The organism is Blastococcus sp. SYSU D00922 (genome assembly GCF_054050495.1).
Window position 1 is genome coordinate 54,872 of record NZ_JBJGZL010000017.1, and the last position, 26,817, is coordinate 81,688.

The following is a 26,817-nucleotide window of genomic DNA, read 5'->3' on the forward strand; positions in this document are numbered from 1 at the left end:
CGATACGGCGCGGTACCAGGGTGAAGGAGTCACCCCCAGGGGTGAACGGCGGCGCCGTTTCTCAGCGGCGCCGCATCACGACGACGAGGTTCCAGGAGACGACCTCGCGCAGCACCGGGACGGCGACGACCCACCGCGCCCACCAGGGGTGGTAGCGGGGATAGGTGGCCAGCACCTCGACGTCCGGGCACGACCGCGCCCAGCGGAGCGCGGCGCCCACGGAGACGCGGAACAGCGACTCGCCGAAGCGGTTCTTCGGCTCGTGCCCGGTGCGCCGCCGGTACCGGCGGGCCGCGCGGTGCCCCCCGAGGTAGTGCCACGGCGCCGTCTCGTGCCCGCCCCAGGGCGACCACCACGGGGTGAACGACAGGAAGATCGTGCCCCCGGGCCGGGTCACGCGGACCATCTCTGCGGTCATCGACCACGGGGACCGAACGTGCTCCAGGACGTTGGAGGAGTAGCAGACGTCGACCGCCGCCGACAGCACGGGGAGGGCCTCGCCGCTCCCCCGGACCGTGCCTGGCTCCGGCTCGCCGCGCGCCACCATCTCGCCGGCGTCCGGCTCGAGGCCGACGTAGCGCGCCCCCTCGCTCCGGAAAGCATCGGCGAAGTACCCCGGGCCTCCCCCGACGTCGAGGACCAGCGCCCCGTCGAGGGCGACGTGCTCAGCCAGCTGGCGCGCCGAGTCCGCCGCCAGCACGCCGTAGAAGTGGTCGGGGTCGGACTGCTCGCGGAGAAATGCGCGGAAGAGGGAGACCGAACGGCTGAACGTGGCGGTACGCGCCATTCCGCTCGGACCCCCTTCTTTGCGGTGATAAGGCCTGCGGGCCCGTTGTTACCGGGGGGTAGTCTCCCGCGGTGCGCATTCGATCAACGCCGATCGATGTCCTGTTCGTCAACTGGCGGGACATCACCCACCCCGAAGGCGGGGGCTCCGAACGCTACGTGCACCGCATGGCCGAGGGCCTCGCGGGTGCCGGGCTGACCGTCTCCATGTTCTGCGCCGCGCACGACCGGGCGCCGGCGGAGGAGGTCATCGGTGGCGTGCGCATCGTCCGCCGGGGCGGTCGGCTGAGCGTCTACCCGCGGGCCCTCCTGCACGTGCTGCGGCACCGTCCCCGCCTGGTCGTCGACGTCCAGAACGGCCTGCCCTTCGGCAGCACGCTGGTGACCCGCCGTCCCGTCGTCAACCTGGTCCACCACGTGCACCGCGAGCAGTGGCCGATCGTGTTCGGCCGGGTCGGCGGGGCGATCGGTTGGTGGCTGGAGTCGGCGCTCGCCCCGAGGCTCTACCGCCGGAGCCGTTACGTCACGGTGTCGACCGCCACCGCCGAGGAGCTGGTCGGCCTCGGGGTCCACGCCGACCGGCTCAGCGTCGTCCGCAACGGCGTGGAGCCGCCGCCCGTCGTGTCCTCGGTGCCGAGCGCGCGGCCCCGCCTCGTCGTCCTGGGCCGGCTCGTGCCGCACAAGCGCGTCGAGCACGCGATCGAGGTCGTGGCACGGCTGCGCGACCGGTGGCCGGGGCTGCGGCTGTCCGTGGTCGGCGAGGGCTGGTGGGACGCCGAGCTGCGCGCGCACGCCATCGCGCTGGGCGTGGACGACATCGTCGACTTCACCGGGCACGTCGACGAGCAGACCAAGCACGAGGAGCTCGCCCGGGCCTGGGTGCACCTGTGCCCGTCGGTCAAGGAGGGCTGGGGCCTGGTGGTCACCGAGGCCGGCTCGCACCGCGTCCCGACCGTGGGCTACCGCTCCGCCGGCGGGCTGCGCGAGTCGGTGGTCGACGAGCGCACCGGGCTGCTGGTCGACGACCTCGACGGGCTGACCGCCGCGGTCGAGCTGCTGCTGGCAGACGAGAGCCGCCGCCTCGCCATGGGCGAGGCGGCGGCTCGTCACGCGGCTGCCTTCAGCTGGCGGGCGAGCACCCGGGCCTTCGCCGCGGTGCTCGCCTCCGCCGTGCGGCCGGACGTCCCGGCCGCCCCGGGATCAGCCCCGGTTGCCGTAGTCCAGGACGTTGATCGTCTGGTTGCCCGTCTCCTGGATGGAGCTGTCGGGGTCGAGGGAGGCCTGCACGCCGGCGACGGCAGCGACGCCGAGCGCGGTGCCTCCGCCGAGGGAGATCAGCACGGCGATCAGGGTCTTCATTCGGGAACTCGCTTCCGTGGAGGGCGACGACGGAGCGTGACGCTAGAGGGCAATGTCGTGATCCACAACACCGACCCCGTCACAATTCCCAGCCAGCAGGCGTGAACCGCCACCACGGCTGTCACTCGAAGGGGCGAGGGCGAGGGTCCGCTGCGCGCGTCGGGGACGCGGTGGAGAGCCAGGTCCGGCCCGTCCACGACGAGCGGGAGGCCGGTCACCTCCTCCGGCACCGCCCGACCGGGGGTGCCGCGCTCGACCAGCACCCAGCCGATGCCGAGGTCCGCGAGGGCCGCGGGGTCCCCGCTCGCCGCTGCGACCTCCCGGGCACGCCGGTCCTCCCCCGCGACCGGTTCCCCGTCGACCACCAGCTCGTCGTCGGTGACGGTCGGCCGGTCGAGCCAGCGCGGCGCGGGATCCAGCAGCGGCCGGTCGTCGTTCCACCCGAAGGCGCGGTACGTGCCGAAGGGCAGTACCAGGACGTCGCCGGGGTGGTCGTCGCCCGCCACGGCATCGCGCACGCGCTGCCAGTCGTCCGGGTGGTCGACGGGCTGCAGGCGGCCACCGACGCCCCACACGAGGTCGGGGACGGCGATCAGCGGCAGGAGCACCGCGGCGGCGCCGACGAGAGCGGCTCCACCCGGGACGGCGGCCCGGCGTCCGACCGCATCGGCGAGCCGCCGTGCACCGAGCCCGGCCCCCACCGCCAGCGGCAGCGCCCACCAGGCGACCCACTTCTGCCCGTCGCGCAGCAGGCCGGCCCCGGGGACCGTGCGCACGAGTGCCTCCAGCAGCTCCCGCGCGCCGGGCAGCGTGCCGGCGAGGGCGAGCAGCAGCCCGCCAGCGCCGAGGAGGACCAGCCGCAGACCCGGTCCGCGCAGCGCGCCGCGGGCGGTCCAGCCGACGACGGCCAGGGCGACCAGCAGCAGCGTGACCAGCGGGAGGAACGCGGAGCCCCGGCTCCCGGGCACGGCGCCGGCGTTCCAGATGCCCCCGGTCCCGAGCAGCGCGACCAGCGCTCCGCCGGGGCCCTCGGCGCGGGCGGCGAAGGCGGCCACGCCCGCCGGGTCGGAGACGCCGCCGGCCGGGTGCAGGACGCCGGCGACGATCCAGGGCAGCGCGAGCGCCAGCACGCCCCCCACGGCGAGCAGGGCGCGCCGCCGGCCCACGAGCACGACCACGACCCCCGCCGCGAGCATCGAGCCGGTCGGGGTCAGCGTCGCCGGCGCGCAGGCGAGCATCAGCCGGGGCACCGCGCGCGGTTCGCCGGCCCGGACGCGCAGGGCGGCGCGGGCGATCCAGGGCAGCGCCGCGTAGGCGAGCAGCAGGGTCCAGTGGCCGATGAGCAGCCGCTCGGCCAGGTAGGGGCTCCAGCCGTAGACCAGGCCGGCCACCGCGGCGGCGACGCCCCGTCGGCCGTCCGGGCCCGGCGGCACCAGCCGGGCGGCGCCGAGCACCGCGGCGTACACCAGGCCGACGAGCACGGCCTTCTGCAGGAGATCGCCGGGCACGACGGTGGTCACCAGCGCCACCACGCCGTCGGCCGGCACCGCGCGCGGCAGTCCGCCGCCCAGCCCGAGGGCGTCCAGGTCGAGGTCCTGCCGCGGCACGAACACCATGTCGCGCAGGAGCACGAAGCCCGGCGCCAGGGCCGGTCCGGTCACCAGCAGGGCGACCACCAGGGCCAGGACGCGGGCCGGCCACGGGGAGGGTTCCGGTCGGGTCCAGCCGCCGTCCACACTCGTCCCCTGTCCGCTCCTGGTCGGTCCTGGCCGGGTTGCCGACCGACGCGCAGCGTAGGGGGCGGTCGTGGCTGACCCGCTCATCCGGCCGGTCGACGGCGCGCTGCCCGACGCACCACCGGCGCGGCTGCTCGGGCCGGCCGCGCTCGTGTCCGCGGCGTTCCTCGCGACCAACGCACTGGCCTACGTCTTCACCGTCCTGGCCGCCCGTCTGCTCGCCCCGGCGGCGTTCGGCGAGCTCGCCGCGCTGCTCAGCGTGCTGCTGGTGGCCACGGTGCCGGCGACGGGGCTGCAGACCGCCGCCGCCCTCCACCTCGGCGGGGCCGCGGGCGGACGCACCCCCGCGGTGCTCGCGCGCCTGCACGCCGCGGCCTGGGTGACCGGCCTGCTGGTGGTGGGGTGCGGCGTGCTGGCCGCCGTCCCGCTGAGCCGGCTCCTGCACCTGACCGATCCGGCGGCCGTCGCCTGGCTCGTCGCCCTCCTGCTGCCCTCGACGCTGATCCCCGGCTACCTCGGGATGCTCCAGGGCAGCGAGCGGTACGGCGGGCTGGCCACCGTCAACGCGTTCTACGGCGTGGCCAAGCTGGTGGGTGGCGTCGGCGGCCTGCTGGTCGGTGGCACCCCCACCGCCGCGCTGGCCGGCATGACCGTCGCCGTCGCCGTCGGGGCGCTGGCCGGGTGGGCCGGGTGCGGGCGTCCGGGGCTGGCGCACGGCGTGCGGGCTCCCCTGCTGGCGGCGCTCCAGGCCTCGGGCGCGCTGCTCGGCTTCGTGCTGCTGCTCAACCTCGACCTGCTCCTGGCCCGTCACCACCTCACCGCCACCGAGGCGGGCGAGTACGCCGTCGGGTCGATCGTCACCAAGGTGGCCTTCTGGCTGCCCCAGGGGGTCGGCGTCGTGCTCCTCCCCCGGCTCGCCGACGAGGCGCACCGGCGCCAGGCGCTGCCCGCGGCGCTGGCGCTCGTCGGCGGGCTCGGCGCCGTCCTGACGCTGGCCACCGCTGCTCTGGGGTCCTACGCCCTGCCGCTCATCGGCGGCTCCGCCTACGGCGACGCCCTCGGCGGTGCGACCTGGCTGTTCGCCGCGCTCGGCACGCTCCTCGCCCTCGCGCAGCTGCTCCTCTACTCGGGGATCGCGGCGTCCGACCGGGTCGCGACCGGCGCCGTCTGGGTGGCCGCCGGCATCGAGGGGGCGGTCGTGCAGGTCCTGTCGGTGACCGGGCGGCTGTCCCTCGTGGCGATCGCGGCCACCGCCGTCGGCACCGCCGTCCTCCTGGTCGTGGGCGGCCTGCTGCGCTCGAGGTCCGGCCGGACGGGTCCACCGGACGAGTGATCAACTCGGCCCGCGCAGGACGACTACTCCCGCGCGGGTAGGGGCAGGAGCAGCTGCAAGCCACCGTCCCGACGAGAGGAGCGCCGTCCATGGCGTCCGTCATCCACTACACGATCGCCACCGAGGCCGAGAAGAGCCCGGACTTCCGCCGGGTCCTCTGGACCGGCGAGCACACGCAGCTGGTGATCATGACCATCCCCAAGGGCGGCGAGATCGGCGAGGAGGTCCACGAGGTGGACCAGATCCTCACCTTCGTGAGCGGCACCGGGAAGGCGATCATCTCCGGCTCGGAGAAGGCCGTCGCCCAGGGCGACCTCGTGGTCGTGCCGGCCGGGAAGAAGCACAACTTCCTCAACACCGGCGAGAACCCGCTGATCCTCTACACGGTCTACGGCCCTCCGGAGCACGCCGACGGCGCCGTGCACAAGACCAAGGAGGAGGCCGACCGGCTCGAGGAAGAGGGCAAGGACGAGCCGCCGACCTCCTGACCGCTCCCCGCGGTGGCCGCCGCCCGGCGGCCACCGCGGCAGGTCCTCAGCCCAGGACGGCGAGCACCTGCCGCCGCACCTCGAGGTCCTCTCGGGCGGTGACGACCACCGTCCGCACCCGCGCCCCGTCGGCGCCGATCTCCCCGTCCGACGTCGTCGACCGGTTGCGCCCCTCGTCCACCGAGACGCCGAGGTGGGCCAGCCCGTCGGCCAGCGCCGACCGCACCTCCCACGAGTGCTCGCCCACCCCGCCGGTGAGGACCAGCAGGTCGAGCCCGCCGGCCGCCGCCGCCATGCCCGCCGCCTCGCGCACGAGCCGGTGCACGTAGACGTCGAACGCCAGGACGCAGTCAGCGTCGCCCGCCGACCGGCCGGCGAGGACGTCGCGCAGGTCGCCGCCGGTGCCCGAGAGCCCCTTCAGCCCGGACCGGTGCTCCAGGACGTCGCCCAGCTCGTCGACGGTCACGCCGCCGTGCTCCAGCAGCCAGAGCACCAGGCCCGGGTCGAGGGTTCCGGGACGGGTGTTCATCACCAGCCCCGCCAGCGGCGTGAAGCCCATCGTGGTGTCCACCGACCGCCCGTCCCGCACCGCGGCGAGGGAGGCGCCGGCACCCAGGTGGCAGGAGACGACGCGGAGCCCGGAGAGCTCCCGGCCGGTGAGCTCGGCGCCCCGCCGGACGGCCGAGGCGTGCGAGAGCCCGTGGAAGCCGTACCGCCGGAGCCCCCAGCGCTCGTTCCACTCCTTCGGCAGCGCGTACGTGGCGGCCGCCGGCGGCAGTGTCGTGTGGAAGCCGGTGTCGAACGCCGCCACGGCCGGCACGCCGGCCAGGAGCTGCCCCGCGGCACGGATGCCGGCCAGCGACCGCGGGTTGTGCAGCGGGGCCAGGTCGCTGATCGACCGCAGGTAGCCGGTCAGCTGCTCGTCGACGACGGCCGGCCCGGTGTACCGCGGACCCCCGTGCACCACCCGGTGCCCCACGGCGTCGACGTCGCCGCAGCCGGCCAGGAACTCCGCCAGGGGTGCGAGGTCCTCGGCCCCCTCCCAGCGCTCGACCGTGGTCGCGGCGGTGACCGAGCCGTCGGCGTCGAACCGGGTGAGCTTCAGGCTGCTGGACCCGGCGTTGACGACCAGCACCCTCATCCCGCCTCCGGCTCCCGGAGCGGGTCGCCGCCGGACGTCGCCGGCCCCGGCCGGCCCGACCACTGCCAGTCCCGGATCTCGGGCAGGTCCTCGCCGTGCGTGTGCACGTACTGCCGGTGCTCGATCAGCTGGTCGCGCAGCCGGTCGCGGGCATGGGCGCCGACCGTGCGCAGCCGCGGCACCCGGTCGATGACGTCGATGGCCAGGTCGTAGCGGTCGATCCGGTTCATCACGCAGATGTCGAACGGGGTCGTCGTCGTCCCCTCCTCCACGTAGCCGCGCACGTGGAGGTTGTCGTGGTTGGTGCGCCGGTAGGTCAGCCGGTGGATCAGCCACGGATAGCCGTGGTAGGCGAAGATCACCGGCTTGTCGCGGGTGAAGTAGGAGTCGAAGGCGGCGTCGGACAGCCCGTGCGGGTGCTCGCGGTCGTCCTGGAGCCGCATCAGGTCGACGACGTTCACGAACCGGATCCGCAGGTCCGGGAAGTGGCCGCGGAGTATCTCCACCGCGGCCAGCGCCTCCATCGTCGGCACGTCGCCGGCGCAGGCGAGGACGACGTCGGGCTCCACGCCGTCGTCGGTGCTCGCCCACGACCAGATGCCGATCCCCTTGGTGCAGTGCTCGACGGCGTCGTCGATGCCGAGGTACTGCAGCGCCGGCTGCTTGCCGGCCACGATCACGTTCACGTACTGCCGGGTCCGCAGGCAGTGGTCGGCCACGGACAGCAGCGTGTTGGCGTCCGGGGGCAGGTAGACCCGGATGACGTCGGACTTCTTGTTCACCACGTGGTCGATGAAGCCGGGGTCCTGGTGGGAGAACCCGTTGTGGTCCTGCCGCCACACGTGCGAGGTGAGCAGGTAGTTCAGCGAGGCGATCGGCCGCCGCCACGGGATGCCGTTCGTCGTCTTCAGCCACTTCGCGTGCTGGTTGAACATCGAGTCGACGACGTGGATGAACGCCTCGTAGCAGGAGAAGAAGCCGTGCCGGCCGGTGAGCAGGTACCCCTCGAGCCAGCCCTGGCAGATGTGCTCGGAGAGGATCTCCATGACCCGGCCGCCGGGCGCGAGGTGGTCGTCGCCGGGGAGACGCTCGGCCATCCAGGCGCGGTCGGTGACGTCGAGGACGGCGCCGAGGCGGTTGGAGTTGTTCTCGTCGGGCGCGAACACCCGGAAGGTCGTCGGGTTCTCCCGCACGACCTCGCGCAGGAAGCCGCCCAGCACGCGGGTGGCCTCGACCGCCCCGGTCCCGGGCGCGGGCACCGGCACGGCGGAGTCGCGGAAGTCCGGCATGCGCAGCGGCCTCAGCAGCTCCCCGCCGTTGGCGTGCGGGTTGGCGCTCATCCGCCTCGTCCCGGCGGGGTGGAGGTCGCGGACGGCGGGCACCGGCGCGCCGTCGGCGTCGAACAGCTCCTCGGGGCGGTAGCTGTGCAGCCACTCCTCCAGCACCCGGCGGTGCCCGTCGTCCCCCCGGGCGTTGGCGAACGGCACCTGGTGCGCCCGCCACGTGCCCTCGACCTGCAGGCCGTCGACGGTCTCCGGCCCGGTCCAGCCCTTGGGCGAGGCCAGCACGATCATCGGCCACCGCGGCCTGCTGGTGTCGCCGTCCTGGCGGGCCCGGCGCTGGATCTCGGCGATCTCGTCGAGGCACCGGTCGAGGGTCGCCGCGAACTGCCGGTGCATCGTCTCCGGGTCATCGCCCTCCACGAGGTAGGGCGTGTGGCCGTACCCCCGGAGGAGGTCCATCAGCTCCTCGCGCGGGATGCGGGCCAGCACCGTCGGGTTGGCGATCTTGTAGCCGTTGAGGTGCAGGATCGGCAGGACGGCGCCGTCGGTGGCGGGGTCGGCGAACTTGTTGGCGTGCCAGCTCGCCGCCAGGGGCCCGGTCTCGGCCTCGCCGTCGCCGACGACAGCCGCGACGACCAGGTCCGGGTTGTCGAAGGCCGCTCCGTACGCGTGGGCCAGGGCGTAGCCGAGCTCGCCGCCCTCGTGGATCGAGCCCGGCGTCTCGGGCGCGACGTGGCTCGGGATGCCGCCGGGGAACGAGAACTGGGTGAACAGGCGCTGCATGCCTGCCGCGTCCTGCGAGACGTCCGGGTAGACCTCGCTGTAGGTGCCCTCCAGCCACGCCGCGGCCACCGGCCCGGGACCGCCGTGCCCGGGGCCCATCACGTAGATCACGTCGAGGTCCCGGGCGCGGATCGCGCGGTTGAGGTGGGCGTAGAGGAAGTTCAGGCCCGGCGTCGTCCCCCAGTGGCCGAGCAACCGCGGCTTGACGTGCTCGGGTCGCAGGGGTTCGCGCAGCAGCGGGTTGTCCATCAGGTAGATCTGGCCGACGGAGAGGTAGTTCGCCGCCCGCCACCAGCGGTCGAGTGCCGCGACCTCGTCGTCGTCGAGGACGTCGTCGGGAGCCGTGAGCTGCACCGTGCTCTGCATCCGCCGCACGCTAACGACTCCGGGCGACAGGTGGGATGCCGCGAGGCGTCGCCCCGGTGAAAGGGCCGGGTGGTCGGGCGCGAGGGCCCGACGGGAGACTCTGCCCCATGACGGCGACCTCCCCCGCGACCGCGACCTCCGAGCTCCTCGCGGCCCTCCGGGCGGCCGGCCTGTCCGACGTCGACGACTCGGGCCTCGCGCGGGCGCTGTACTCCTCGGACGGGTCGCTCTACCGCGTGCTGCCGCGGGCGGTCGTCCGCCCCCGGCACGCCGACGAGATCGTGGCCGCGCTGGAGGTCTGCCGCACCCTCGGCGTGCCGCTCACCGCGCGGGGAGCCGGCACCTCCATCGCCGGCAACGCGGTCGGGCCGGGCGTGGTGCTGGACACCAGCCGCTACCTGGACCGGGTGCTCGAGGTCGACCGCGAGGCCCGGACGGCGACCATCGAGCCGGGTGTCGTGCAGGCCGCGCTGCAGGTCGCCGCCCGGCCGGCGGGGCTGCGCTTCGGCCCCGACCCGAGCACCCACAACCGGTGCACGGTCGGCGGCATGATCGGCAACAACGCCTGCGGCTCGCGGGCCCTGGGCTACGGCCGGACGTCGGACAACGTCGTGGGTCTCGACGTGGTCACCGGCACCGGCGAGCGGCTGCGGCTGGGCGCGGGCGGGACGACGGGCGGCCCCGTGCTCACCGGGCTGTCGGCGTTGGTCGACTCCGAGCTGGCGACGATCCGCACGGAGCTGGGCCGCTTCGGCCGCCAGGTGTCGGGCTACTCCCTGGAGCACCTGCTCCCCGAACGCGGGTTCGACGTCGCCCGGGCGCTGGTGGGCAGCGAGGGCACGCTGGCGCTGGTGCTGGGGGCGACCGTCCGGCTCGTCGCCGACGCACCGGTGCGCGGCCTGGTCGTGCTGGGCTACCCGACCATGGCCGAGGCCGCCGATGCGACGCCCGGCCTGCTGCCGCACTCCCCCACCGCCGTCGAGGGGCTGGACGCCCGCATCGTGCAGCGGCTGCGGGACGTGCCCGCCGCCGTCGTCCCCGACCTGCCCCGCGGCGAGGGCTGGCTGGTCGTGGAGCTGACCGGGGACAGCGTCGCGGAGGTGACGGCGAAGGCGCGGGGCGTCGTCGCCGACTCCGGTGCCCTGGACACCCTGGTGGTCACCGACGCCGCCGAGGCCGCGGCGATCTGGCGGATCCGGGAGGACGGCGCGGGCCTCGCGGCACGCACGCACGACGGGCGTCCGGCGCACGCGGGGTGGGAGGACGCCGCCGTCCCGCCGGAGCGGCTGGGTGAGTACCTGCGCGAGTTCGAGGCGCTGCTGGGCCAGCACGACCTGCAGGGCGTGCCGTACGGCCACTTCGGCGACGGCTGCGTGCACGTGCGCATCGACTTCCCCTTCGGCCAGGGGGACGACTCCGGTCGGGGCCGCTACCGCGCCTTCGTCGAGGACGCGGCGCGGCTCGTCGCCGGCTACGGCGGTTCGGTGTCCGGCGAGCACGGCGACGGCCGGGCCCGCAGCGAGCTCCTCCGGTACATGTACAGCCCGGCGGCGCTGGGCCTGTTCGAGCGGGTCAAGGGGCTGTTCGACCCCGACGACGTGCTCAACCCCGGCGTGCTGGTCGCGCCGGCCCCCTTCGACGAGGCGATCCGGATGGCGGAGGCGCCGGTGCGGCCCCGTTCCGCCCGGCCCACCCTGGCCCTGGCCTACCGGCACGACGGGGGCGACTTCTCGGCCGCCGTCCACCGGTGCACCGGCGTCGGCAAGTGCCGCGCGGACCTGCAGTCGTCCGGCGGCGTGATGTGCCCGTCGTGGCCGGCCACCCGGGAGGAGAAGGACACCACCCGCGGCCGGGCCCGCGTCCTGCAGGAGATGCTCGCGCCCGGCGGTCCGGTGCGGGACTGGCGCTCCCCCGAGGTGCACGCGGCGCTCGACCTGTGCCTGTCGTGCAAGGGCTGCTCGCGCGACTGCCCGACCGGTGTCGACATGGCCTCGTACAAGGCGGAGGTGCTGCACCAGAGCTACCGCCGGCGGCTTCGGCCGTTGTCGCACTACACGCTGGGCCGGCTGCCGCGCTGGGCCGACCTCGCGGCCCGGGCGCCCCGTCTGGTCAACGCCGTCCTCCGGTCGCGGCCGGGCGCACGCCTGGCGAAGTGGGGCGCGGGCATGGACCAGCGCCGCGACGTCCCGGAGTTCGCCGTCCGCACGTTCCGGCAGCAGTGGGCCGCGCGGCCGGCTGCGGCAGGGACCGGTGCCCCCGTGGCGCTGTGGGTGGACTCGTTCACCGACCACTTCGCACCCGACGTGGCGATGGCGGCCGCCCGGGTGCTCGAGGCCGCCGGCTACCGGGTGGAGGTGCCCGGCGCCGACACCTGCTGCGGGCTCACCTGGATCACCACCGGGCAGCTGGACACCGCCCGGCGGATCCTCGGGGCGACGATCGAGGCGCTGGTGCCCCTCGTCGACGCCGGGATCCCGGTCGTCGGCGTCGAGCCCTCCTGCACCGCGGCGCTGCGCAGCGAGTCGCTGGAGGTCGTCGGCGGGCCGGCCGCGGAGCGGGTGGCCCGCGGGACCCGCACGCTGGCCGAGCTCCTGGCCGCGACACCGGGCTGGTCGCCGCCGTCGATGACAGGCCTGGAGGTGGTGGCCCAGCCGCACTGCCACCACGCCTCGGTGATGGGGTGGTCGGCGGACGCGGCGCTGCTGGCGGAGGCCGGCGCGACGGTCAACCGCCTCGGCGGCTGCTGCGGGCTGGCGGGCAACTGGGGTGTGGAGCGCGGGCACCACGACGTCTCGGTGACCATCGCCCAGCAGCAGCTCCTGCCCGCGGTCGAGGGGCTCGGCCCGGACGCCGTCGTGCTGGCCGACGGGTTCTCCTGCCGGACGCAGCTGGACCAGCTGGCCGGGCGCCGGGGGCTGCACCTCGCCGAGCTGCTGGCCGCGCGGCTGCCCTGAGCCGCCTCTGCCACGATGCGGCCATGGAGCTCGAGGAGACCCTGCTGCCCGGTGTGGGGGTCCGCTACCAGATGACGACGCGCTCCGGGGAGGTCCTCGGGATCGTCGTGCAGCGCGAGGGCGGCGCGGAGTTCGCCGTCTACGACCGGCGCGACCCCGACCGCGCCCGCGGCGTGTTCCGGCTCTCCGCCGAGGAGGCCGACGCCCTGGCCGAGGTCCTCGGCGCACCGCGGCTCACGCAGCGGTTCGCCGACCTCTCCCGCGAGGTGCCGGGGCTGCAGTCCGCCCGGTTCCCCGTCCCACCCGGTTCCCCGTTCGCCGGCCGGATGCTCGGCGACACCCGGGCGCGCACGCTGACCGGGTGCTCCGTGGTGGCCATCGTCCGCGGCGACGACGTCATCCCCTCTCCGGCGCCGGCCGACGAGCTCCGGGCGGGCGACGTCCTGGTGGCGATCGGCTCGGCGGCCGGGCTGGAGCAGCTCGACCGGCGGCTGGCCGGCCGCGACCAGGCCGGCTAGGTGGACCACGTCGCGGCCCTGCTGATCGAGCTCGGCCTGCTCTTCGGCGCCCTGTCGCTCCTGGGGCTCGGCGCCCGGCGGATGGGCCTGTCACCGATCCCGTTCGTGCTCCTCGCCGCGCTGGTGGTCGGCGAGGGCGGTGTGGTGCCGCTGGAGAACGCCGAACCCTTCCTGACCGCGTCCGCCGAGATCGGCGTCGTCCTGCTGCTGCTCACGCTGGGCCTGGAGTTCTCCGCCACGGAGCTGTTCGCGTCCTTCCGGCGGCACGCGCCGTCCGGCGTCGTGGACCTGGCGCTGAACGCCCCGCCCGGGTTCGTGGCCGGGTTGCTCCTGGGCTTCCCGTGGCAGGGCGCGCTCGCCCTGGCCGGCGTCACCTGGATCACCTCGTCCGGCATCGTGGCCCGCCTGCTGGGCGACCTCGGGCGGCTGGCCAACCGCGAGACGCCGGCCGTCCTGTCGGTCCTCGTGCTGGAGGACCTGGCGATGGCCCTCTTCCTCCCGCTGCTGGTCGTCGCCCTGGCCGGTGAGGGAGTCGTCTCGGCCGTGGGTGGGGTCGCGCTGGCCGTGGGTGCCGTGCTGCTCGTGCTGCTGGCCGCGCAGCGGCACGGCCACCGGCTGGGCCGGCTGCTCAGCCACGACGACGACGAGCAGGTGCTGCTGCGCCTGGTCGGGCTGACGCTGCTCGTCGCCGGCCTGGCGCAGGCGGTGGGTGCGTCGGCGGCGGTGGGCGCGTTCCTGGTCGGGCTGGCGCTCCCGGCGTCCTTCGCCGACCGGGCGCGGGCGATCCTCGCGCCGCTGCGCGACCTGTTCGCCGCGATGTTCTTCGTCGCCTTCGGGCTGGCCACCGATCCCGGGGCCGTCCTGCCGGTGCTCCCGGCCGCCCTCCTGCTCGGCGCCGTCACGGTGTGCACCAAGCTGGCGACCGGCTGGTTCGCGGCCCGGCGCGATGGCGTGGGCGTGCCCGGGCGTCTCCGTGCCGGGGCGGCCCTCGTCGCCCACGGCGAGTTCTCGATCGTCATCGCCGGGCTCGCGGTCGCGGCCGGCATCCCCGGCATCGGCCCGTTCGCGACCGCCTACGTGCTGGTGCTGGCGGTCGCCGGGCCGGTGCTGACGCGGTTCGTGGAGCCGATGGCAGCACCGTTCCTCGCGCGGGCCGCCGCCTGAGGGGCGGTCAGGCCGCGGCCTCGTCCCGGCGGGCCCGCGCCGCGGCGACCACCGTGGGGGCCAGCGCGGTGGCGATCCGGGCGTAGCCCGCCGAGCTCGGGTGGAAGCGGTCGCCGGAGAACATGGCGGGGTCGGCGACGAACTCGCGGCCGACCTCGGCCGCGATGTCGGCCACCGTCGCGCCCGCCGCCTCGGCGACCACCGCCTGGCGCTGCTGGAGCTGGGCGCAGGCGGCCTGGACCAACGGCCGGAACGCCGGCGGCACGAACGGCACCGAGGACATGTCCGGGGCGGGCACCACGACCACGTCGGTGCCCCGGGCCCGCAGCGCGCCCACCGCCGCGGCCAGCGCGGCGGCCGCCTGCTCCGGCGGCAGGAAACGGGCCAGGTCGTTCGCGCCGATGACGACGACGGCGAGGTCGGCGTCCAGCGGCTGCGCCCGCCTCACCTGGGACGCCAGGTCGGCGGAGACCGCGCCGGGGACGGCGAGCACGTGCAGGTCGACGTCGAAACCCTCGGCGGTCAGCGCGGTGGACAGCCGGCGGCCCAGGGTGTCCTCGGGACGCCGGGCCCCGGTGCCGTACGCGATCGAGTCGCCGAGGACGAGGAGGCGGAGCGGGGTGGGAGCCACGAAGCGTTCAACGTCCCGCGGCGGCCCGGGATTTCCCTCAGCGGCCGCGCCACACCGGCGCACGGCGCTCGGCGAACGCGGTCGAGCCCTCGCGGGCGTCCTCCGAGGCGAACACCGGGCGGACCACCGCGTCCTGCCGTTCCCACGCCTCGTCCGGCGACCAGGACGGCGCCGAGAGCACGACCTCCTTGGTGGCGGCGACCGCCAGCGGACCGTTGGCGGCGACGGCCGCGGCGAACTCGACTGCGGCGTCCAGCGCCGCCCCGTCGTCCACGACGCGGTTCACCAGGCCCACCGCCTCCGCGCGGCCGGCGTCGATCGGGTCGCCGGTCAGCAGCAGCTCGAGGGCCACGGCCCGGGGCACGCGCTGGGGCAGCAGCAGGGCGGCGCCGCCCGCGGCCACCAGGGAGCGCTTCACCTCCGGGACGCCGAACCGGGCGCTGCGGCCGGCGACCACGAGGTCGCAGGCGAGCACCAGCTCGAACCCGCCGGCCAGCGCCCCGCCCTCGACGGCGGCGACCAGCGGCTTGCGCGGTGGCGTTCGCGTGATCCCGCACAGACCCCGGCCCTCGATGGCCGGCGTCTCGCCCCGGAGGAACGCCTTGAGGTCCATCCCCGCCGAGAAGAAGCCCCCCGCGCCGGTCAGGACACCCGCCCGGAGCTCGTTCGAGGCGTCCAGCTCGTCGACGGCGGCGGCCACGGCCTGCGCCACCGCGGCGTTCAGCGCGTTGCGCGCCTGCGGCCGGTTGATGGTGATGACCTGCACGGCGCCGCGGCGCTCGACCAGGACCTCGTCCTCGGACACGGACCCTCCCGGGATGCTGAGCGGGGCCCGGCGCCGACGGCGTCCGGGCCCCGCGTGGAGCTGTTTCTCAGGCCTTCGGACCGCCGGCGGCGTAGACGACCTGGCCGGAGACGAAGCCGGCGCCCTCGCTGACGAAGAACGACACCAGGTGCGCGATGTCCTCCGGCTTGCCCGTGCGGGCGACCGGGATCTGCGAGGCGGCGCCCTTGATGAAGTCCTCGAACGGGATGCCCATGCGCTCGGCGGTCGCCTTGGTCATCTCCGTCTCGATGAAGCCGGGGGCGATGGCGTTGGCGGTGACGCCGAACTTGCCCAGCTCGATCGCCAGCGTCTTGGTGAAGCCCTGCAGCCCGGCCTTGGCCGTCGAGTAGTTGGCCTGGCCGCGGTTGCCCAGCGCCGAGGTGCTCGACAGGTTGACGATCCGGCCCCACTTGGCGTCGATCATGTGCTTCTGCGCCGCGCGGGTCATGAGGAAGGCGCCCCGCAGGTGCACGTTCATGACGATGTCCCAGTCGCTGTCCGACATCTTGAACAGCATGTTGTCGCGCAGCACGCCGGCGTTGTTCACCAGCACGACCGGCGGGCCGAGCTCGGTGGCGATGCGCTCCACGGCGGCCTCGACCGCGGCGGAGTCGCTCACGTCGGCGCCCACGGCCAGGCCGCGGCCACCGGCGGCCTCGATCGCCTCGACGGTGCCCTTGGCCTGTGCCTCGTCCAGGTCGAGGACGGCGACGGCGAACCCGTCCTGGGCCAGCCGGAGGGCGGTGGCCGCACCGATGCCGCGCGCGGCACCGGTCACGATCGCCACGCGGGCGGTTGCCTCGGTCATGCGTCTTCCTCTCACGTCGGATGCCGGCTGCCGTCGGCGGGTGGTCCGCACGACGGGCCGAGAGCTGCGCCCGACACGTTACGGCCGGGATCGGTGTCCGCCGTCACGAGGTCCGGGCCCGGCGCCTCAGGGCCAGATGGATGCCACGATGATCGCCGCGACCGCCAGCTGCACGGCGGCGCTGACCAGGCTGGCGGGGTGGAAGTCGCGGTCCATCAGGTGGTGCCCGAGCCGTCCGGGGATGAGCACGTCCAAGGCGACGAAGGCGACGGACTGGAGCACGACGCCGAGGACGCCGAAGACGACGGTGTACCAGAGCGCCTGACCGAAGCCGCTGGTCGCGTTGGTCCAGATGCTGGCGAAGATGATGGCGCCCTGACCGAGGAACCCTCCGGTGAGCGTGATCGCGGCGTTGAGCGAGCGCTGCTCCGCGATGTGCTTGCCGAGGTTGCCGGGAGTGAGCAGATCGAGGGCGTAGAAGCCCAGGACCAGCAGCGCGATGCCGACCCCGGTGTAGGCGGCGGCGAAGCCGATGCTCTCCAGCACGGGGTGGACCTCCAGGCGGTGACGGGCTCGACGGGGAAGGGCCTGCCAGGTCTACCGCACCGGCTCCACCTGCGCACGGACCGGGGGCGTCACACGCCCTGCGGACCGTCGTCGCCGCGGACGACCTCCACCCGTTCGAATCCCTCCGCGACCGACGGGGGCACGAAGCGCGCCCGCGTGGCCAGCACCCCGACCAGCGGCACGCGGGACCGGCCGTCGCGGGCGTCGTTGCGCGCCAGGCAGACGTCGGCCGGGGTGTCCACCCAGACCGCGCGCACGGGTACGCCGGCCTCGCGTGCGGCCTCGACCAGCGGGGCGCGGTCCTCCGGCGCCGGGTTGGTGTTGTCGACGACCACCCGCGCGCCCGACGCGAGGAGCTCCGCGACGACCCGCCGCTGCCGGGCCTCGCGACGGCGGGCGTTGGGCCAGTGGTCCTTGCTGACCACGACGTGGCTGCCCGCGAGGTGCCGCGCCACCCAGGTCGACTTCCCCGCGCCCTGGAGGCCGACCATCACGACGAGTTCGGCGTCCTGCGTCAGGCGGACTGCCGGAGCCGCGTCACGGCGGCGTCGTCCTCGAGCGCCGGCCGGGGGGCCGGGTGCTCGACGAGGGCCAGCACCCGGCCGGCCATGAACCGCGCGGTGCGCACCGGCGTACCGCCGCGGGTGGTCTCCGCGACCTCGACGACGCCCCGGCCGTGGGTGACCTCGACCCGGCGACCGGCCCGCGTGGCCGCGATGTCGTAGGTGCGCGTGCTGCCGCCGGCGTCGATCACGATCTCGACCCGATCGCCCTTCATGTCTGCCTCCTCCACCGGGCGCCGGACGACGCCAACGGCTTCGTGGGGACAACGTCCCACGGGGGTCCGACATTCCCCCGACACGCGTGCTGACCTGAGCGTTCGTACCTGACGGACGCCGGTCACTCCGCGGCGTCGGGTGTCGGCGCGGGAGCCGACGCGCGCCGGGGGTGGTGCAGCCGGCGGACCGACGCCAGGGCCGCGCGCCGGGCGTGCATCCGGCGCTTGGCCCGCATCGTGCGCGGTGCCCTGGGCTCCTCCCGGAGCAGCGCGTCCAGCCAGTGCCCCCGCGGGTCGACGTCCACGAGCAGCGCCTTGACCAGCAGCGTCAGCGGGATGGCGAGCAGGGCGCCGAGCGCGCCGAGCACCCAGCCCCAGAAGAGCAGGGCGACGAAGGTGACCGTCATCGACAGCCCGACCGAGTCCCCCACGAACCGGGGCTGGATCAGCGTCTGGATGACGAAGTTGAGCAGCGAGTACACGACGACGATCGCGATGAGCTCGCCCCAGCCACCCGCGAGCAGACCGAGGATCGCCGGGGGCACGACGCCGAGGACGAAACCGATGTTCGGGACGTAGTTGGTGACGAACGCCAGCAGCCCCCACAGCCCCGCCGCCGGCACCCCGATGATCGTCAGCGCGATCCAGTCGCCGACGGCGACGACCGCGCCGAAGACGGTGCTCACCAGCAGGTAGCTGCGGGTGCCCTGGGTGAACAGCGTCATGGCGACCGGCAGGTGCGGGCGCTCCTCCCCGACCAGCGCCATGCGCCGGGGGAACCCGCTGGACTCGATCGCCATGAAGACCAGGGCCGACAGCAGCAGGACCAGCGTGCTGGCGGCGTTGGTCAGCCGGCCGAGGACGTCGGTGGCCAGGCCGACGAACTGGGCGTAGTCGATCTGCCGGACCAGGTCCGACAGCTGCCCCGACACGATGCCGGCGTCGTTGAGGTCGGCCACCACACCGTTGATGAGGGTCTCCGCCCGCCCGGTGTAGTCGGGCAGCAGCGCCGCGAACTGGGCCGCGGAGACCACCAGCAGCGTGACGAAGGCCAGCAGTACCGCCCACACCAGCAGCAGCAGGACCGTCGTCGCGAGCCACCGGGGCACGCCGATCCGCCGCAGCCAGCCCTGGACCGGCGCGAGGGCGATGACCACCACCAGCGCGAGGAACACCGGCGCGACCAGCCACGCGACGGCGCGAAGCCCGGCGACGGCCACCGTCGCGGCGGCCAGGCCCGCCAGCAGCAGCAGCCACCGGGGCATCCCCGAGGGGCCGGGCTGCGGCTCGACGGCGGTCGACCCGGCGTCGGGTGCCAGGGAGAGGGCCTCGGGAGCCCGCTCCGGCGCGGGGTCGGCAGCCGGGACGTCCGGTTGCACCGCCATGCCGATCCCCTCCCCTCGGTCGACGGGTCGTCCCCGTACACGGTGCTCCAGTGTCGCGCGGCGCGCCCGCCGGGACCGCGTGCGCCGCTACCGCGCGTCGAGCAGCTCCACCATGGCCGGCAGCTCGAAGAAGACGGCCGTGGCGCGTGCGCTCGGGCCACCGGCGTCGGGATCGGCGCCGGCCTGCAGCAGCCGGGTCACGGTCGCGGTGGACTGCTTGAAGACGGCGGCGGCCAGGGCGGTCTGCCCCCGGTCGTTGGCGCGGGAGTGGTCGGCACCGCGCTCGAGCAGCGCGCCGACCGTCTCGGGGTGCCCGTGGTACGCGGCGAGGATGAGCAGGGTGTCGCCCTTGTCGTTGGTGAGGTTCACGGGGACGCCCGCGTCGACGTACTCGGTCAGCTCCTGCGTGTGCCCGCCGCGCGCGAGGTCGAAGACCCGCCCGGCCAGTTCGACGACACCCGGGTCGATCGGCTCGCTCGTCACCGGCCCAGCCTAGGAGCCGTCGGGGAGGGCGAGCTTCATCCCCTCGTGGCTCGCCTCGAACCCGAGGCGCTCGTAGAAGCGGCGCGCGTCGGTGCGGCTCTTGTCCGTCGTCAGCTGCACCAGCGAGCACCCCCGGCGCCGCGACTCGTCGACCGCCCAGCCGACCATGGCCGCGCCGATCCCCCGGCCCCGGGCACCCGCCGCGACCCGCACCGCCTCGATCTGCCCGCGCAGCGCGCCCCTCCGCGCCAGGCCGGGCAGCACCGTCAGCTGGAGCGTGCCGACCACCTCGTCCCCGTCGACGGCGACGAGCAGGACGTGCGCCGGGTCGGCGTCGACCAGCTCGAACGCCCGCCGGTAGGGCGCCAGGTCGCCGTCCACGTCCTCCCGGCCGGCACCGAGGGGGTCGTCGGCGAGCATCGCGACGAGGGCGGGCAGGTCCTCGGCGGTCGCCCGGCGCAGCGCGACGCCGCTCAGCGGAGCGCCACGCGGTCGGTCAGCGCGAGCACGTGGTCCCACGCGTCCCGGCAGGCCTCGGCCCACTCGCCGTACGCCCGGTCGAAGAAGGAGTGCGGGGCGCCGTCGTAGACCACCGCGTCGACCTCGGCTCCGGCCCCACGCATGGTGTCGGCGAGAGCGAGCTGGTCGGCCACCGGGGTGGCCGCGTCCGCACCGGCGATCAGCATCACCGTGGGGAGCTGTGCCCGGGTCGCCGCGTCGCCGACGACGGAGGGCTTGCCGTAGAAGCCCACGCAGCCGGCGAGGTCCAGGTCGCCCGTGGCCTGCCGCCAGGACATGCTGCCGCCGAGGCAGAAGCCGACGGTGACCACCGGGAGGTCGGCGCCGGCCCGCTCGCGCAGGTAGTCGATCGCGGCGCCGAGGTCGGCGTCGACGTTCTCCGCGGCCATCGCGGCGACGTGCGGCTGCCACTCGAAGTCGGCATCGCGGACGCCGGACTCCGACGCCGGGGCCGTGCGGCCGAAGTAGTCGATCGCCACGGTGGGCAGGCCGGCCTGGGCGAACTGGTCGGCCAGCGCCACGTAGAACGGGTGCAGGCCGCGGACGTCGGGCAGCAGGACGACCCCCGCCCCGGCCGGACTCGCCGGAGCCGCGTAGGCCGCGGAGAACGGCGTGCCGTCGGCGGAGGTCAGCGTCAGGACGCCCCGCTCGGCGACATCGCCGGTGCGGGGTGCCGCGGGCGGGCGGCTGTCGTGGTCGTGGCACACGGGGCGGTCCTCAGCTGTCCGCGGCCGCGTCGGCCGGACCTGGGTTCCCGCCGATCACCCGGGCGGCGACCTCGCGGCGCGCGTCGGCCAGCCAGTCGTGCTGCTTGTCCGCCTGGGCGATGAGCCGGTCGAGCAGGGCGGCGTCGAGCCGGTCGTCGACGGCCGCGACCGCCCGGAGCGTCTCGAAGCCGGCCCGCTTGGCCAGCACGGCGGTGGAGATGAACTCGAACTCGACCAGGTCGCTCAAGGGTGACCGCGACAGCAGGTGGCCGTTCAGCTTCAGCCGGGACAGCTTCTCCCCGATCCACGAGCCGATCTGCTTGTACTGGCGCACCGGGACGCCGAGGGCGGCCATCGACGCCCGCAGGCCGGCCCGCTCCTCGCGGAGCTCGTCGAGCAGCTGCTCGAGCCTCGGCTCGTACTTCGTGCCGCGGTGGACGCCGATCATGCGGCTGACCAGCTCGATCCCGCCGGTGGCGGCGGCCAGGTGGTCGTTGCAGTAGATGCCGAGCAGGTCGGGAGCGCGCACGGCACCGGCTGCGGACGACTCGGACACAGGGCCTCCAGGAGCGACGGGGAACTCCGGTCATTCTCCCTGCCGCGTGATCACCCTGCTCGGCGTGCGGGCGGCTCAGCCCCGAAGCAGGACGGCCACGCCGACGCAGGCCGCCGCCCAGAGACCGCTGGCCAGCGTGCCGACGATGAACCGCTCGGCCGCCGCTGGCGCCCGCAGCTCGGCGAAGCGGCCCAGACCCTTGACGGCGAGGACGACGGCCAGGCCCTCCGCCGAGCCGGCCAGCAGCGCCGCGGAGACGGCGGCCCGCTCGAGGACGCCGATCCAGGCGCCGCCGCGGAGGATCGTCGGGTCCTGGGGCCCTCCGGCGACCCCCACCGCGGCCGGGTCCGCGCCCTGGAGGACGGCGGTGGCGACCGGCCCGCCGGCGAGCACGGCGGCCAGGACGGCGGCGACCGTCGTCCCGTGGAGCAGGCCGGAGGACGGCTCGTCCGCGGTCCAGGCGATGACCGCGGCCGCGCCCAGCAGGACGCCGAGCAGGGCGGCGCCCCAGGCCGGGCGCACCCGCTCGCCACGGGCGGTGAGGACCAGGCCTGCGGCGGCGGTGAGCGCGAGGAGGACGAGGACGGCGATGGTCATGGCGCGCTCACCCCGCCGCCCGCGCCAGCAGCCGGCTCGCGGTGGGCCGCAGCTCCCGCTCCAGGTCCCACAGGCCGGCGGCGAGGCGCTGGCCGACCGCCTGCCGGGAGATGCCCAGCGTGGTGGCCGCCTCGGCCTGGGTGCGCCCCTCCCCCACGAGGGAGATCGCCTCCCACGCCTGCTCGCTGCGCCGGTCGACCACGACGGCGAGGGCGCTGAGCACCGCCTGGGCGTCGCCCGCGTCGGTCGGCGCCGCCCCGCGCACGGCGAGGCGGCTCGCCCGCTGCTTCGCGGCGTCGACGGCTCGCCGGGCGCTGAGGTAGGCGGGACCGGCCCCCGCCCGGGTGCTCGGCGGCAGCGGCGTCTGCACCGGGCCCGCGCCGACGCCGATGCTCCAGTCACCCGCCCGGACCAGGCGGAGGACGACGTCGACGACCTCGTCGGGCTCGGCCAGCAGGCCCTGGAACTCGTCGCCGGCCGTGCGCTCGAAGGGGAGCAGCGTCGGGACGGCGTCGTTGAGCTCCCGGAGCACCTCCCCGACCCGGTCGGGGTTGCGCCGGCTCGCCTTCTGGTCGACGGTCAACACGTACGGCACCCCGCAAGCCTGACAGCTTTCATGACCAGATGCAAGGTTCAGAGCTTGTCGATCACCTCGGGCGGGAAGCCGCCCGTGGCGATGGGACCCCAGCCGGTGATCGTGACCCTGATCAGGGACTTGCCCTGCCGGACCATCGCGGCCCGGTACTCGTCCCAGTCGGGGTGCTCGCCGCTGATCGAGCGGTAGTACTCGACGAGCGGCTCCAGGGCGTCGGGCAGGTCGAGGACCTCGGCGGTGCCGTCCACCTGGACCCACGCGTCGTTCCAGTCGGGCGACAGCACGCACAGCGACACCTCGGGATCGCGCCGGGCGTTGGTCGCCTTCGCGCGCTGCGGGTACGTGGAGACGACGATCCGCCCCGCGGCGTCCACGCCGCACGACACCGGCGACAGCTGCACGCCGCCGGACCGGCGGCGGGTCAGCAGCACCGCCTGGTGGCGGGGGCGCAGGAACTCGATCAGAGCGTCCCGATCGACGCGGTCAGCGGTCGCGGCCTTCGGCATGGCCGGAACGCTACGACCTGGCACCGACAGCGACGACTTCGCAACGGTGATCGTTCCCGCCCGGTCCCGATGCCCCACCTGTGCTGAGATCGAGGCATGAGGCTCCGACTCCCCGGTCGTCCCGCAGCCGAGCCGGGCCCGGCCTCGAAGCAGCAGGACGCGCCCGACCCCGACGACGCCGCCGTCACCACCTCGCCGGCACCCACGCAGGGCCGGGGTCCGAAGATGCAGGCCGCGGCCCGCACCCTGGCGATCGCCTCGGCGCAGTTCCTGCTCATCGTCGCGGCCGTCGTCGTCCTCTTCTACGTGCTCGGCAGGCTCTGGTCGATCCTGCTGCCGATCGTGCTCGGCCTGCTGATCGCGACCGTCCTCTGGCCGACCACCCGGTTCCTGCGCAACCACCGCTGGCCACCGGCCCTCGCGGCGTCGGTCGTCCTGCTCGGGTTCCTCGCCGCCTTCGGCGGCATCATCGCGGCGATCGCACCGTCGGTGGCCGACCAGGTCACCGAGCTCGCCGACCAGGCCACCGCGGCTCTGCAGGACGTGCAGGAGTGGCTGCAGGGCCCGCCGTTCAACCTCGGCGAGGACCAGATCGGCAACGCCGTCGACTCGGTCATCAACTCGATCCAGGGCAACGCCCAGAACATCGCCGGCTATGCGCTGACCGGCGCCTCCGCCGTCGGCAACAGCCTGATCAACCTGGTCCTGGCACTCGTCCTGGTGTTCTTCTTCCTCAAGGACGGCCCGCGCTTCGTCCCGTGGCTGTCGGCGCAGACCGGCCCGCGGGCGGCCCGGCACGTGGCGGCGCTGTCGTACAAGACCTGGGCGACGCTCTCGGAGTTCATCCGCCAGCAGGCGCTCGTCGGCTTCATCGACGCGTTCTTCATCGGCCTCGGCCTGTGGATCTTCGACGTCCCGCTGGTGCTGCCGCTGGCCGTGCTGACGTTCTTCGGCGCCTTCATCCCGATCATCGGTGCGTTCGTCGCCGGCGCGTTCGCCGTGCTGATCGCGCTGGTGGACGAGGGCTTCACCGTCGCCCTGATCATCTTCGGCATCGTGCTCGCCGTGCAGCAGATCGAGGGCAACGTCCTGCAGCCGATCATCCAGGGCCGCGGCTTCAACCTGCACGCCGCCGTCGTCATCCTCGCCGTCACGGCCGGCAGCAGCCTGGCCGGCATCATCGGCGCCTTCCTCTCCGTGCCGATCGCCGCGCTGATCGCGGTGGTCTACCGGTACGCCCGCGACGAGCTCGACGGGAAGCAACCGGAGATACACGACGACGGGACGCGCACCGAGCTGGCCGGTGACGACTCGGGGACGACGGTGCGGCAGGAGCAGGTCGCCGCTCCGGCCGAGGGGCACCCCGCGCCCTGACCCACCCGGGGGACGATGGGTCCCGGGTGGGAATGCAGGAGCCCCCCGCGGGGCTGCACCGGCCAGCAGCGGCCGGCGACCGGCCGCCCGTACGACTGCAGGAGGTCCGACCGTGGCCCAGCGACCGGAGGAGCTCGTCGAGCTGCTCCCCGAGGCCGAGCCCTTCCTCGCCCGCGAGGCGGCGGTCGGGGAGCCGGCCGAGCGCGGGGGCCTCGTGCTGGTGCACGACCTGGGCGGCGACTTCGACGCCGCGCACGCCGCGACCCTGGCCGGCGGCCACCTGCTCGCGAGCCTGCCCTCCGAGGTGATCGCGCGCTTCGACGCCGACAGCCTCGTCGACTACCGGGCGCACCGGCCGCGGATGACCTTCAACAGCGACCGGTACGAGTCGTTCGCCGCGCCGGAGATCGCGGTCCACGCGCTGGAGGACGACGCCGGCCGACCGTTCCTGCTGCTGCACGGCGCCGAGCCGGACTACGCCTGGGAGCGCTTCGTGGCCGCCGTCGCGGGCCTGGTCGAGAAGCTCGGGGTCACCAGCGTCATCGCGCTGCAGGCCATCCCGATGCCGGTGCCGCACACCCGCCCGGTGACGGTCACCGCGCACGCCACGCGCCGGCAGCTGATCGAGCAGTACCCGGTCTACTGGGGCGAGATGCGGATCCCCGGCAGCGTCTCGGCGCTGCTGGAGCTCCGCCTCGGCGAGGCCGGGGTCGACGCGCTCGGCGTCGCCGCGCACGTGCCGCACTACCTCGCGCAGGCCACCTACCCGGCGGCCTCGCTGACCCTCATCGAGCACCTCGAGTCGCTGACCGGGCTGGCCCTGCCGACCGAGACCCTGCGCGAGGCGGCCCAGGTGCACCGCACGGAGGTCGACGAGCAGATCGGGCGGTCGACGGAGAACACCGCCGTCGTCGCCGCCCTGGAGCAGCAGTACGACGCGTTCACCGCGGCCCGGGAGGGCACCGACCTGCTGTCGGGCGGCGAGGTGCCCAGCGCCGAGGAGATCGGCGCGGAGTTCGAGCGCTTCCTCGCCGACCAGGACCGCAAGCCCCCGAGGGACTGACGGCAGAGCACGGTCGGCCCGAGTGGGCCGGAGGGTCCGCGCAGGGACGACGCAGCGGCTCAGCTCAGCCGGGGGACGGCACCTGGCCGCGGTGCGGTCCGGAGGACCGCGATGTCGTCGCGAAGGCGAGCGCACCGAGGGCGCCGACGGCGGCGAACAGGTAGAAGCCGCCGGGGAAGGCGTTGCCGGCGGCGAACAGGACGCCGGTGATGGTCGGTCCCACGATCGCGCCGACCCGTCCGGCGCCGGCCGACCAGCCCAGCGCCGTGGCCCGCACCTGCGGCGGGTGGTTGGCGCTCGTGAACGCGTAGACGAGCACCTGCGCGCTGAAGACGAAGCAGCCGGTCAGGAAGACCATCGCGTAGATGCCGCCGATGGGCAGCCGGATCGACAGGAGCGCGAGGAACACCGCGGCGCCGGCGAACCAGGCGATGCCCGCCGCCCGCGCGCCGATGCGGTCGGCGACGGTGCCGGCGATCAGCAGGCCGACGATCGCGCCCACGTTGAGGACGAGCAGGAAGGCCAGCGAGTCACCGAGGTCGTAGTCCGCCTCGCGCATGATCGTCGGCAGCCAGTTGTTGAGCCCGTAGACCAGCAGCAGGCCCATGAAGGACGTGACGCCGATGGCCACCGTGTTGCGCACGAAGGCCGGCGTGAACAGCGTCCTGAGCGTCGCGGCGGCGCCCTCCCCCGCCTCGTCGGCGACCGGGGCCGCGGGCGACTCCAGTGCGAGCCCGTGGCGGCGGGCCACCTCCTCGGCCTCCTCCCGCCGGCCGTGGGCGACGAGGTAGGACGCCGACTCGGGGAGGTACCGCAGCATGAGCGGGACCAGCACCAGCGCCGGCAGGGCGCCGATGACGAACATCCACTCCCAGCCGAGCTCGGGGATGACCACGATCGCCAGCGCCGCGGTCGCGACCGCCCCGACGTGGTAGCCGGTCATGATCGTCGTCGTCGCCCGGCCGCTGCGGCCGGAGCGGGTGAACTCGTTGACCATCGCGATGGCGGTGGGCAGGCAGCCGCCCAGGCCCACTCCGGCCAGGAAGCGCAGCACGCCGAAGACCGCCGCGTTGGGGGCGAACGCGCAGGCGAGCGTCAGCACGGAGAACGCGGTGACCGCGCCGATGAGCGCCTTGCGCCGGCCGACGACGTCGGTCAGCGTGCCGATCGTCAGGGCGCCGACCATCATCCCGACCAGGCCGATCGTGATGACGAACGTCGTCCCCGAGCCCGACAGGGCCCACTCCCCCGGCTCCTGGAGCGTCGGCACGACGGTGCCGACGACGACCAGGTCGAAGCCGTCCAGCAGGACGGCGAACCAGCACAGCGGCGCGACCCAGCCCGCGGCGCGGGTGACCGGGGTCGTGGTGCCGGGACTGCTCATCGCTCCTCCTCGGGCCGCGGGTGCCGCGACCCAGGGTCGCCGAGACGGCAGCCGGGGGGGGGGGGGGGGGGGGGGGGGGGGGGGGGGGGGGGGGGGGGGGGGGGGGGGGGGGCGGGGGGGGGGGGGG

At 74.9% G+C, this 26,817-nt stretch carries 27 protein-coding genes and 1 pseudogene; 8 read left to right on the top strand and 20 right to left on the bottom strand.

The window, feature by feature from the left end:
* Positions 1–61: 61 nt before the first annotated feature.
* On the bottom strand, positions 62–787 hold the full coding sequence (locus ACI78T_RS18915) for a methyltransferase domain-containing protein (RefSeq protein ID WP_456559672.1): 726 nt from the start codon (positions 785–787) through the stop codon (positions 62–64).
* Positions 788–858: 71 nt separating this feature from the next.
* Here ACI78T_RS18915 and ACI78T_RS18920 point away from each other — a divergent pair.
* Positions 859–1,908, top strand: a pseudogene (locus ACI78T_RS18920) (glycosyltransferase family 4 protein); the annotation flags it as partial.
* 78 nt (positions 1,909–1,986) lie between these two features.
* On the opposite strand, the gene ACI78T_RS18925 reads toward ACI78T_RS18920, so the two are convergent.
* Positions 1,987–2,145, bottom strand: a complete 159-nt coding sequence (locus tag ACI78T_RS18925; protein WP_456559697.1) for a DUF2613 family protein — start codon at positions 2,143–2,145, stop codon at positions 1,987–1,989.
* Entirely contained in the window at positions 2,142–3,881 is a 1,740-nt protein-coding gene (locus tag ACI78T_RS18930; protein ID WP_456559673.1) for a hypothetical protein, read from the bottom strand. Before ACI78T_RS18930 ends, ACI78T_RS18925 begins: the two co-directional genes overlap by 4 nt.
* Before the next feature lie 70 nt (positions 3,882–3,951).
* On the opposite strand from ACI78T_RS18930, the gene ACI78T_RS18935 reads away from it, so the two are divergent.
* Positions 3,952–5,214, top strand: a complete 1,263-nt coding sequence (locus ACI78T_RS18935) for a hypothetical protein (protein WP_456559674.1) — start codon at positions 3,952–3,954, stop codon at positions 5,212–5,214.
* 89 nt (positions 5,215–5,303) lie between these two features.
* Complete coding sequence (locus tag ACI78T_RS18940) at positions 5,304–5,702, top strand: cupin domain-containing protein (protein WP_456559675.1); 399 nt, start codon at positions 5,304–5,306, stop codon at positions 5,700–5,702.
* A gap of 46 nt (positions 5,703–5,748) precedes the next feature.
* Here the strand turns inward: ACI78T_RS18940 and ACI78T_RS18945 are convergent, their stop codons facing one another.
* Both ACI78T_RS18945 and ACI78T_RS18950 read right to left on the bottom strand, forming a co-directional pair.
* The gene (locus ACI78T_RS18945) at positions 5,749–6,843 is read right to left on the bottom strand and encodes an acetate/propionate family kinase (RefSeq protein ID WP_456559676.1); all 1,095 of its coding nucleotides are present in this window, start codon (positions 6,841–6,843) and stop codon (positions 5,749–5,751) included.
* A complete protein-coding gene (locus ACI78T_RS18950; RefSeq protein WP_456559677.1) occupies positions 6,840–9,275 on the bottom strand; it encodes a phosphoketolase family protein in 2,436 nt (811 codons plus the stop codon). Before ACI78T_RS18950 ends, ACI78T_RS18945 begins: the two co-directional genes overlap by 4 nt.
* A gap of 107 nt (positions 9,276–9,382) precedes the next feature.
* Here ACI78T_RS18950 and ACI78T_RS18955 point away from each other — a divergent pair, with 107 nt between their 5' ends.
* Genes ACI78T_RS18955 through ACI78T_RS18965 form a run of 3 tightly spaced genes read left to right on the top strand, consistent with a single transcriptional unit; the run spans position 9,383 to position 13,911 of the window.
* On the top strand, positions 9,383–12,229 hold the full coding sequence (locus ACI78T_RS18955) for an FAD-binding and (Fe-S)-binding domain-containing protein (RefSeq protein ID WP_456559678.1): 2,847 nt from the start codon (positions 9,383–9,385) through the stop codon (positions 12,227–12,229).
* 23 nt (positions 12,230–12,252) lie between these two features.
* Entirely contained in the window at positions 12,253–12,747 is a 495-nt protein-coding gene (locus ACI78T_RS18960; RefSeq protein ID WP_456559679.1) for a cation:proton antiporter regulatory subunit, read from the top strand.
* Positions 12,748–13,911, top strand: a complete 1,164-nt coding sequence (locus tag ACI78T_RS18965) for a cation:proton antiporter (RefSeq protein ID WP_456559680.1) — start codon at positions 12,748–12,750, stop codon at positions 13,909–13,911. It begins immediately after the preceding gene.
* Positions 13,912–13,918: 7 nt separating this feature from the next.
* Here the strand turns inward: ACI78T_RS18965 and ACI78T_RS18970 are convergent, their stop codons facing one another.
* From ACI78T_RS18970 to ACI78T_RS19035, 14 genes are all read right to left on the bottom strand, one after another.
* The gene (locus ACI78T_RS18970; protein WP_456559681.1) at positions 13,919–14,542 is read right to left on the bottom strand and encodes an SGNH/GDSL hydrolase family protein; all 624 of its coding nucleotides are present in this window, start codon (positions 14,540–14,542) and stop codon (positions 13,919–13,921) included.
* 37 nt (positions 14,543–14,579) lie between these two features.
* Complete coding sequence (locus tag ACI78T_RS18975; protein WP_456559682.1) at positions 14,580–15,347, bottom strand: crotonase/enoyl-CoA hydratase family protein; 768 nt, start codon at positions 15,345–15,347, stop codon at positions 14,580–14,582.
* A gap of 67 nt (positions 15,348–15,414) precedes the next feature.
* Positions 15,415–16,176: a 3-oxoacyl-ACP reductase FabG gene (gene fabG, locus ACI78T_RS18980; RefSeq protein WP_456559683.1), complete on the bottom strand. Its 762-nt coding sequence runs from the start codon at positions 16,174–16,176 to the stop codon at positions 15,415–15,417.
* 126 nt (positions 16,177–16,302) lie between these two features.
* Positions 16,303–16,722: a DUF350 domain-containing protein gene (locus ACI78T_RS18985; RefSeq protein WP_456559684.1), complete on the bottom strand. Its 420-nt coding sequence runs from the start codon at positions 16,720–16,722 to the stop codon at positions 16,303–16,305.
* Positions 16,723–16,811: 89 nt separating this feature from the next.
* Positions 16,812–17,234: an AAA family ATPase gene (locus ACI78T_RS18990; RefSeq protein WP_456559698.1), complete on the bottom strand. Its 423-nt coding sequence runs from the start codon at positions 17,232–17,234 to the stop codon at positions 16,812–16,814.
* Positions 17,235–17,257: 23 nt separating this feature from the next.
* Positions 17,258–17,521, bottom strand: coding sequence for a hypothetical protein (locus tag ACI78T_RS18995; RefSeq protein ID WP_116450663.1), 264 nt, complete (start codon positions 17,519–17,521; stop codon positions 17,258–17,260).
* Positions 17,522–17,643: 122 nt separating this feature from the next.
* Positions 17,644–18,906, bottom strand: a complete 1,263-nt coding sequence (locus ACI78T_RS19000; RefSeq protein WP_456559685.1) for an AI-2E family transporter — start codon at positions 18,904–18,906, stop codon at positions 17,644–17,646.
* Positions 18,907–18,993: 87 nt separating this feature from the next.
* Positions 18,994–19,389 (bottom strand): ankyrin repeat domain-containing protein, encoded by a 396-nt coding sequence (locus ACI78T_RS19005; RefSeq protein WP_456559686.1) that lies wholly within the window; start codon positions 19,387–19,389, stop codon positions 18,994–18,996.
* Positions 19,390–19,398: 9 nt separating this feature from the next.
* Positions 19,399–19,908, bottom strand: a complete 510-nt coding sequence (locus ACI78T_RS19010) for an N-acetyltransferase family protein (protein ID WP_456559687.1) — start codon at positions 19,906–19,908, stop codon at positions 19,399–19,401.
* Positions 19,863–20,615 (bottom strand): dienelactone hydrolase family protein, encoded by a 753-nt coding sequence (locus ACI78T_RS19015; protein WP_456559688.1) that lies wholly within the window; start codon positions 20,613–20,615, stop codon positions 19,863–19,865. The genes ACI78T_RS19010 and ACI78T_RS19015 overlap by 46 nt, the downstream gene beginning before the upstream one ends.
* Positions 20,616–20,625: 10 nt before the next feature.
* Complete coding sequence (locus ACI78T_RS19020) at positions 20,626–21,171, bottom strand: hypothetical protein (protein WP_456559689.1); 546 nt, start codon at positions 21,169–21,171, stop codon at positions 20,626–20,628.
* Positions 21,172–21,246: 75 nt separating this feature from the next.
* A complete protein-coding gene (locus ACI78T_RS19025; RefSeq protein ID WP_456559690.1) occupies positions 21,247–21,768 on the bottom strand; it encodes a hypothetical protein in 522 nt (173 codons plus the stop codon).
* Positions 21,769–21,775: 7 nt separating this feature from the next.
* Complete coding sequence (locus tag ACI78T_RS19030; RefSeq protein ID WP_456559691.1) at positions 21,776–22,363, bottom strand: SatD family protein; 588 nt, start codon at positions 22,361–22,363, stop codon at positions 21,776–21,778.
* Between the two features lie 38 nt (positions 22,364–22,401).
* Entirely contained in the window at positions 22,402–22,869 is a 468-nt protein-coding gene (locus ACI78T_RS19035; protein ID WP_456559692.1) for a PPOX class F420-dependent oxidoreductase, read from the bottom strand.
* Positions 22,870–22,965: 96 nt separating this feature from the next.
* Here ACI78T_RS19035 and ACI78T_RS19040 point away from each other — a divergent pair, with 96 nt between their 5' ends.
* A complete protein-coding gene (locus ACI78T_RS19040) occupies positions 22,966–24,243 on the top strand; it encodes an AI-2E family transporter (RefSeq protein ID WP_456559693.1) in 1,278 nt (425 codons plus the stop codon).
* A 112-nt stretch (positions 24,244–24,355) separates the two neighbouring features.
* Positions 24,356–25,306, top strand: a complete 951-nt coding sequence (locus ACI78T_RS19045; RefSeq protein WP_456559694.1) for a proteasome assembly chaperone family protein — start codon at positions 24,356–24,358, stop codon at positions 25,304–25,306.
* A gap of 64 nt (positions 25,307–25,370) precedes the next feature.
* Here the strand turns inward: ACI78T_RS19045 and ACI78T_RS19050 are convergent, their stop codons facing one another.
* Complete coding sequence (locus ACI78T_RS19050; protein WP_456559695.1) at positions 25,371–26,690, bottom strand: MFS transporter; 1,320 nt, start codon at positions 26,688–26,690, stop codon at positions 25,371–25,373.
* Positions 26,691–26,817 lie beyond the last annotated feature (127 nt).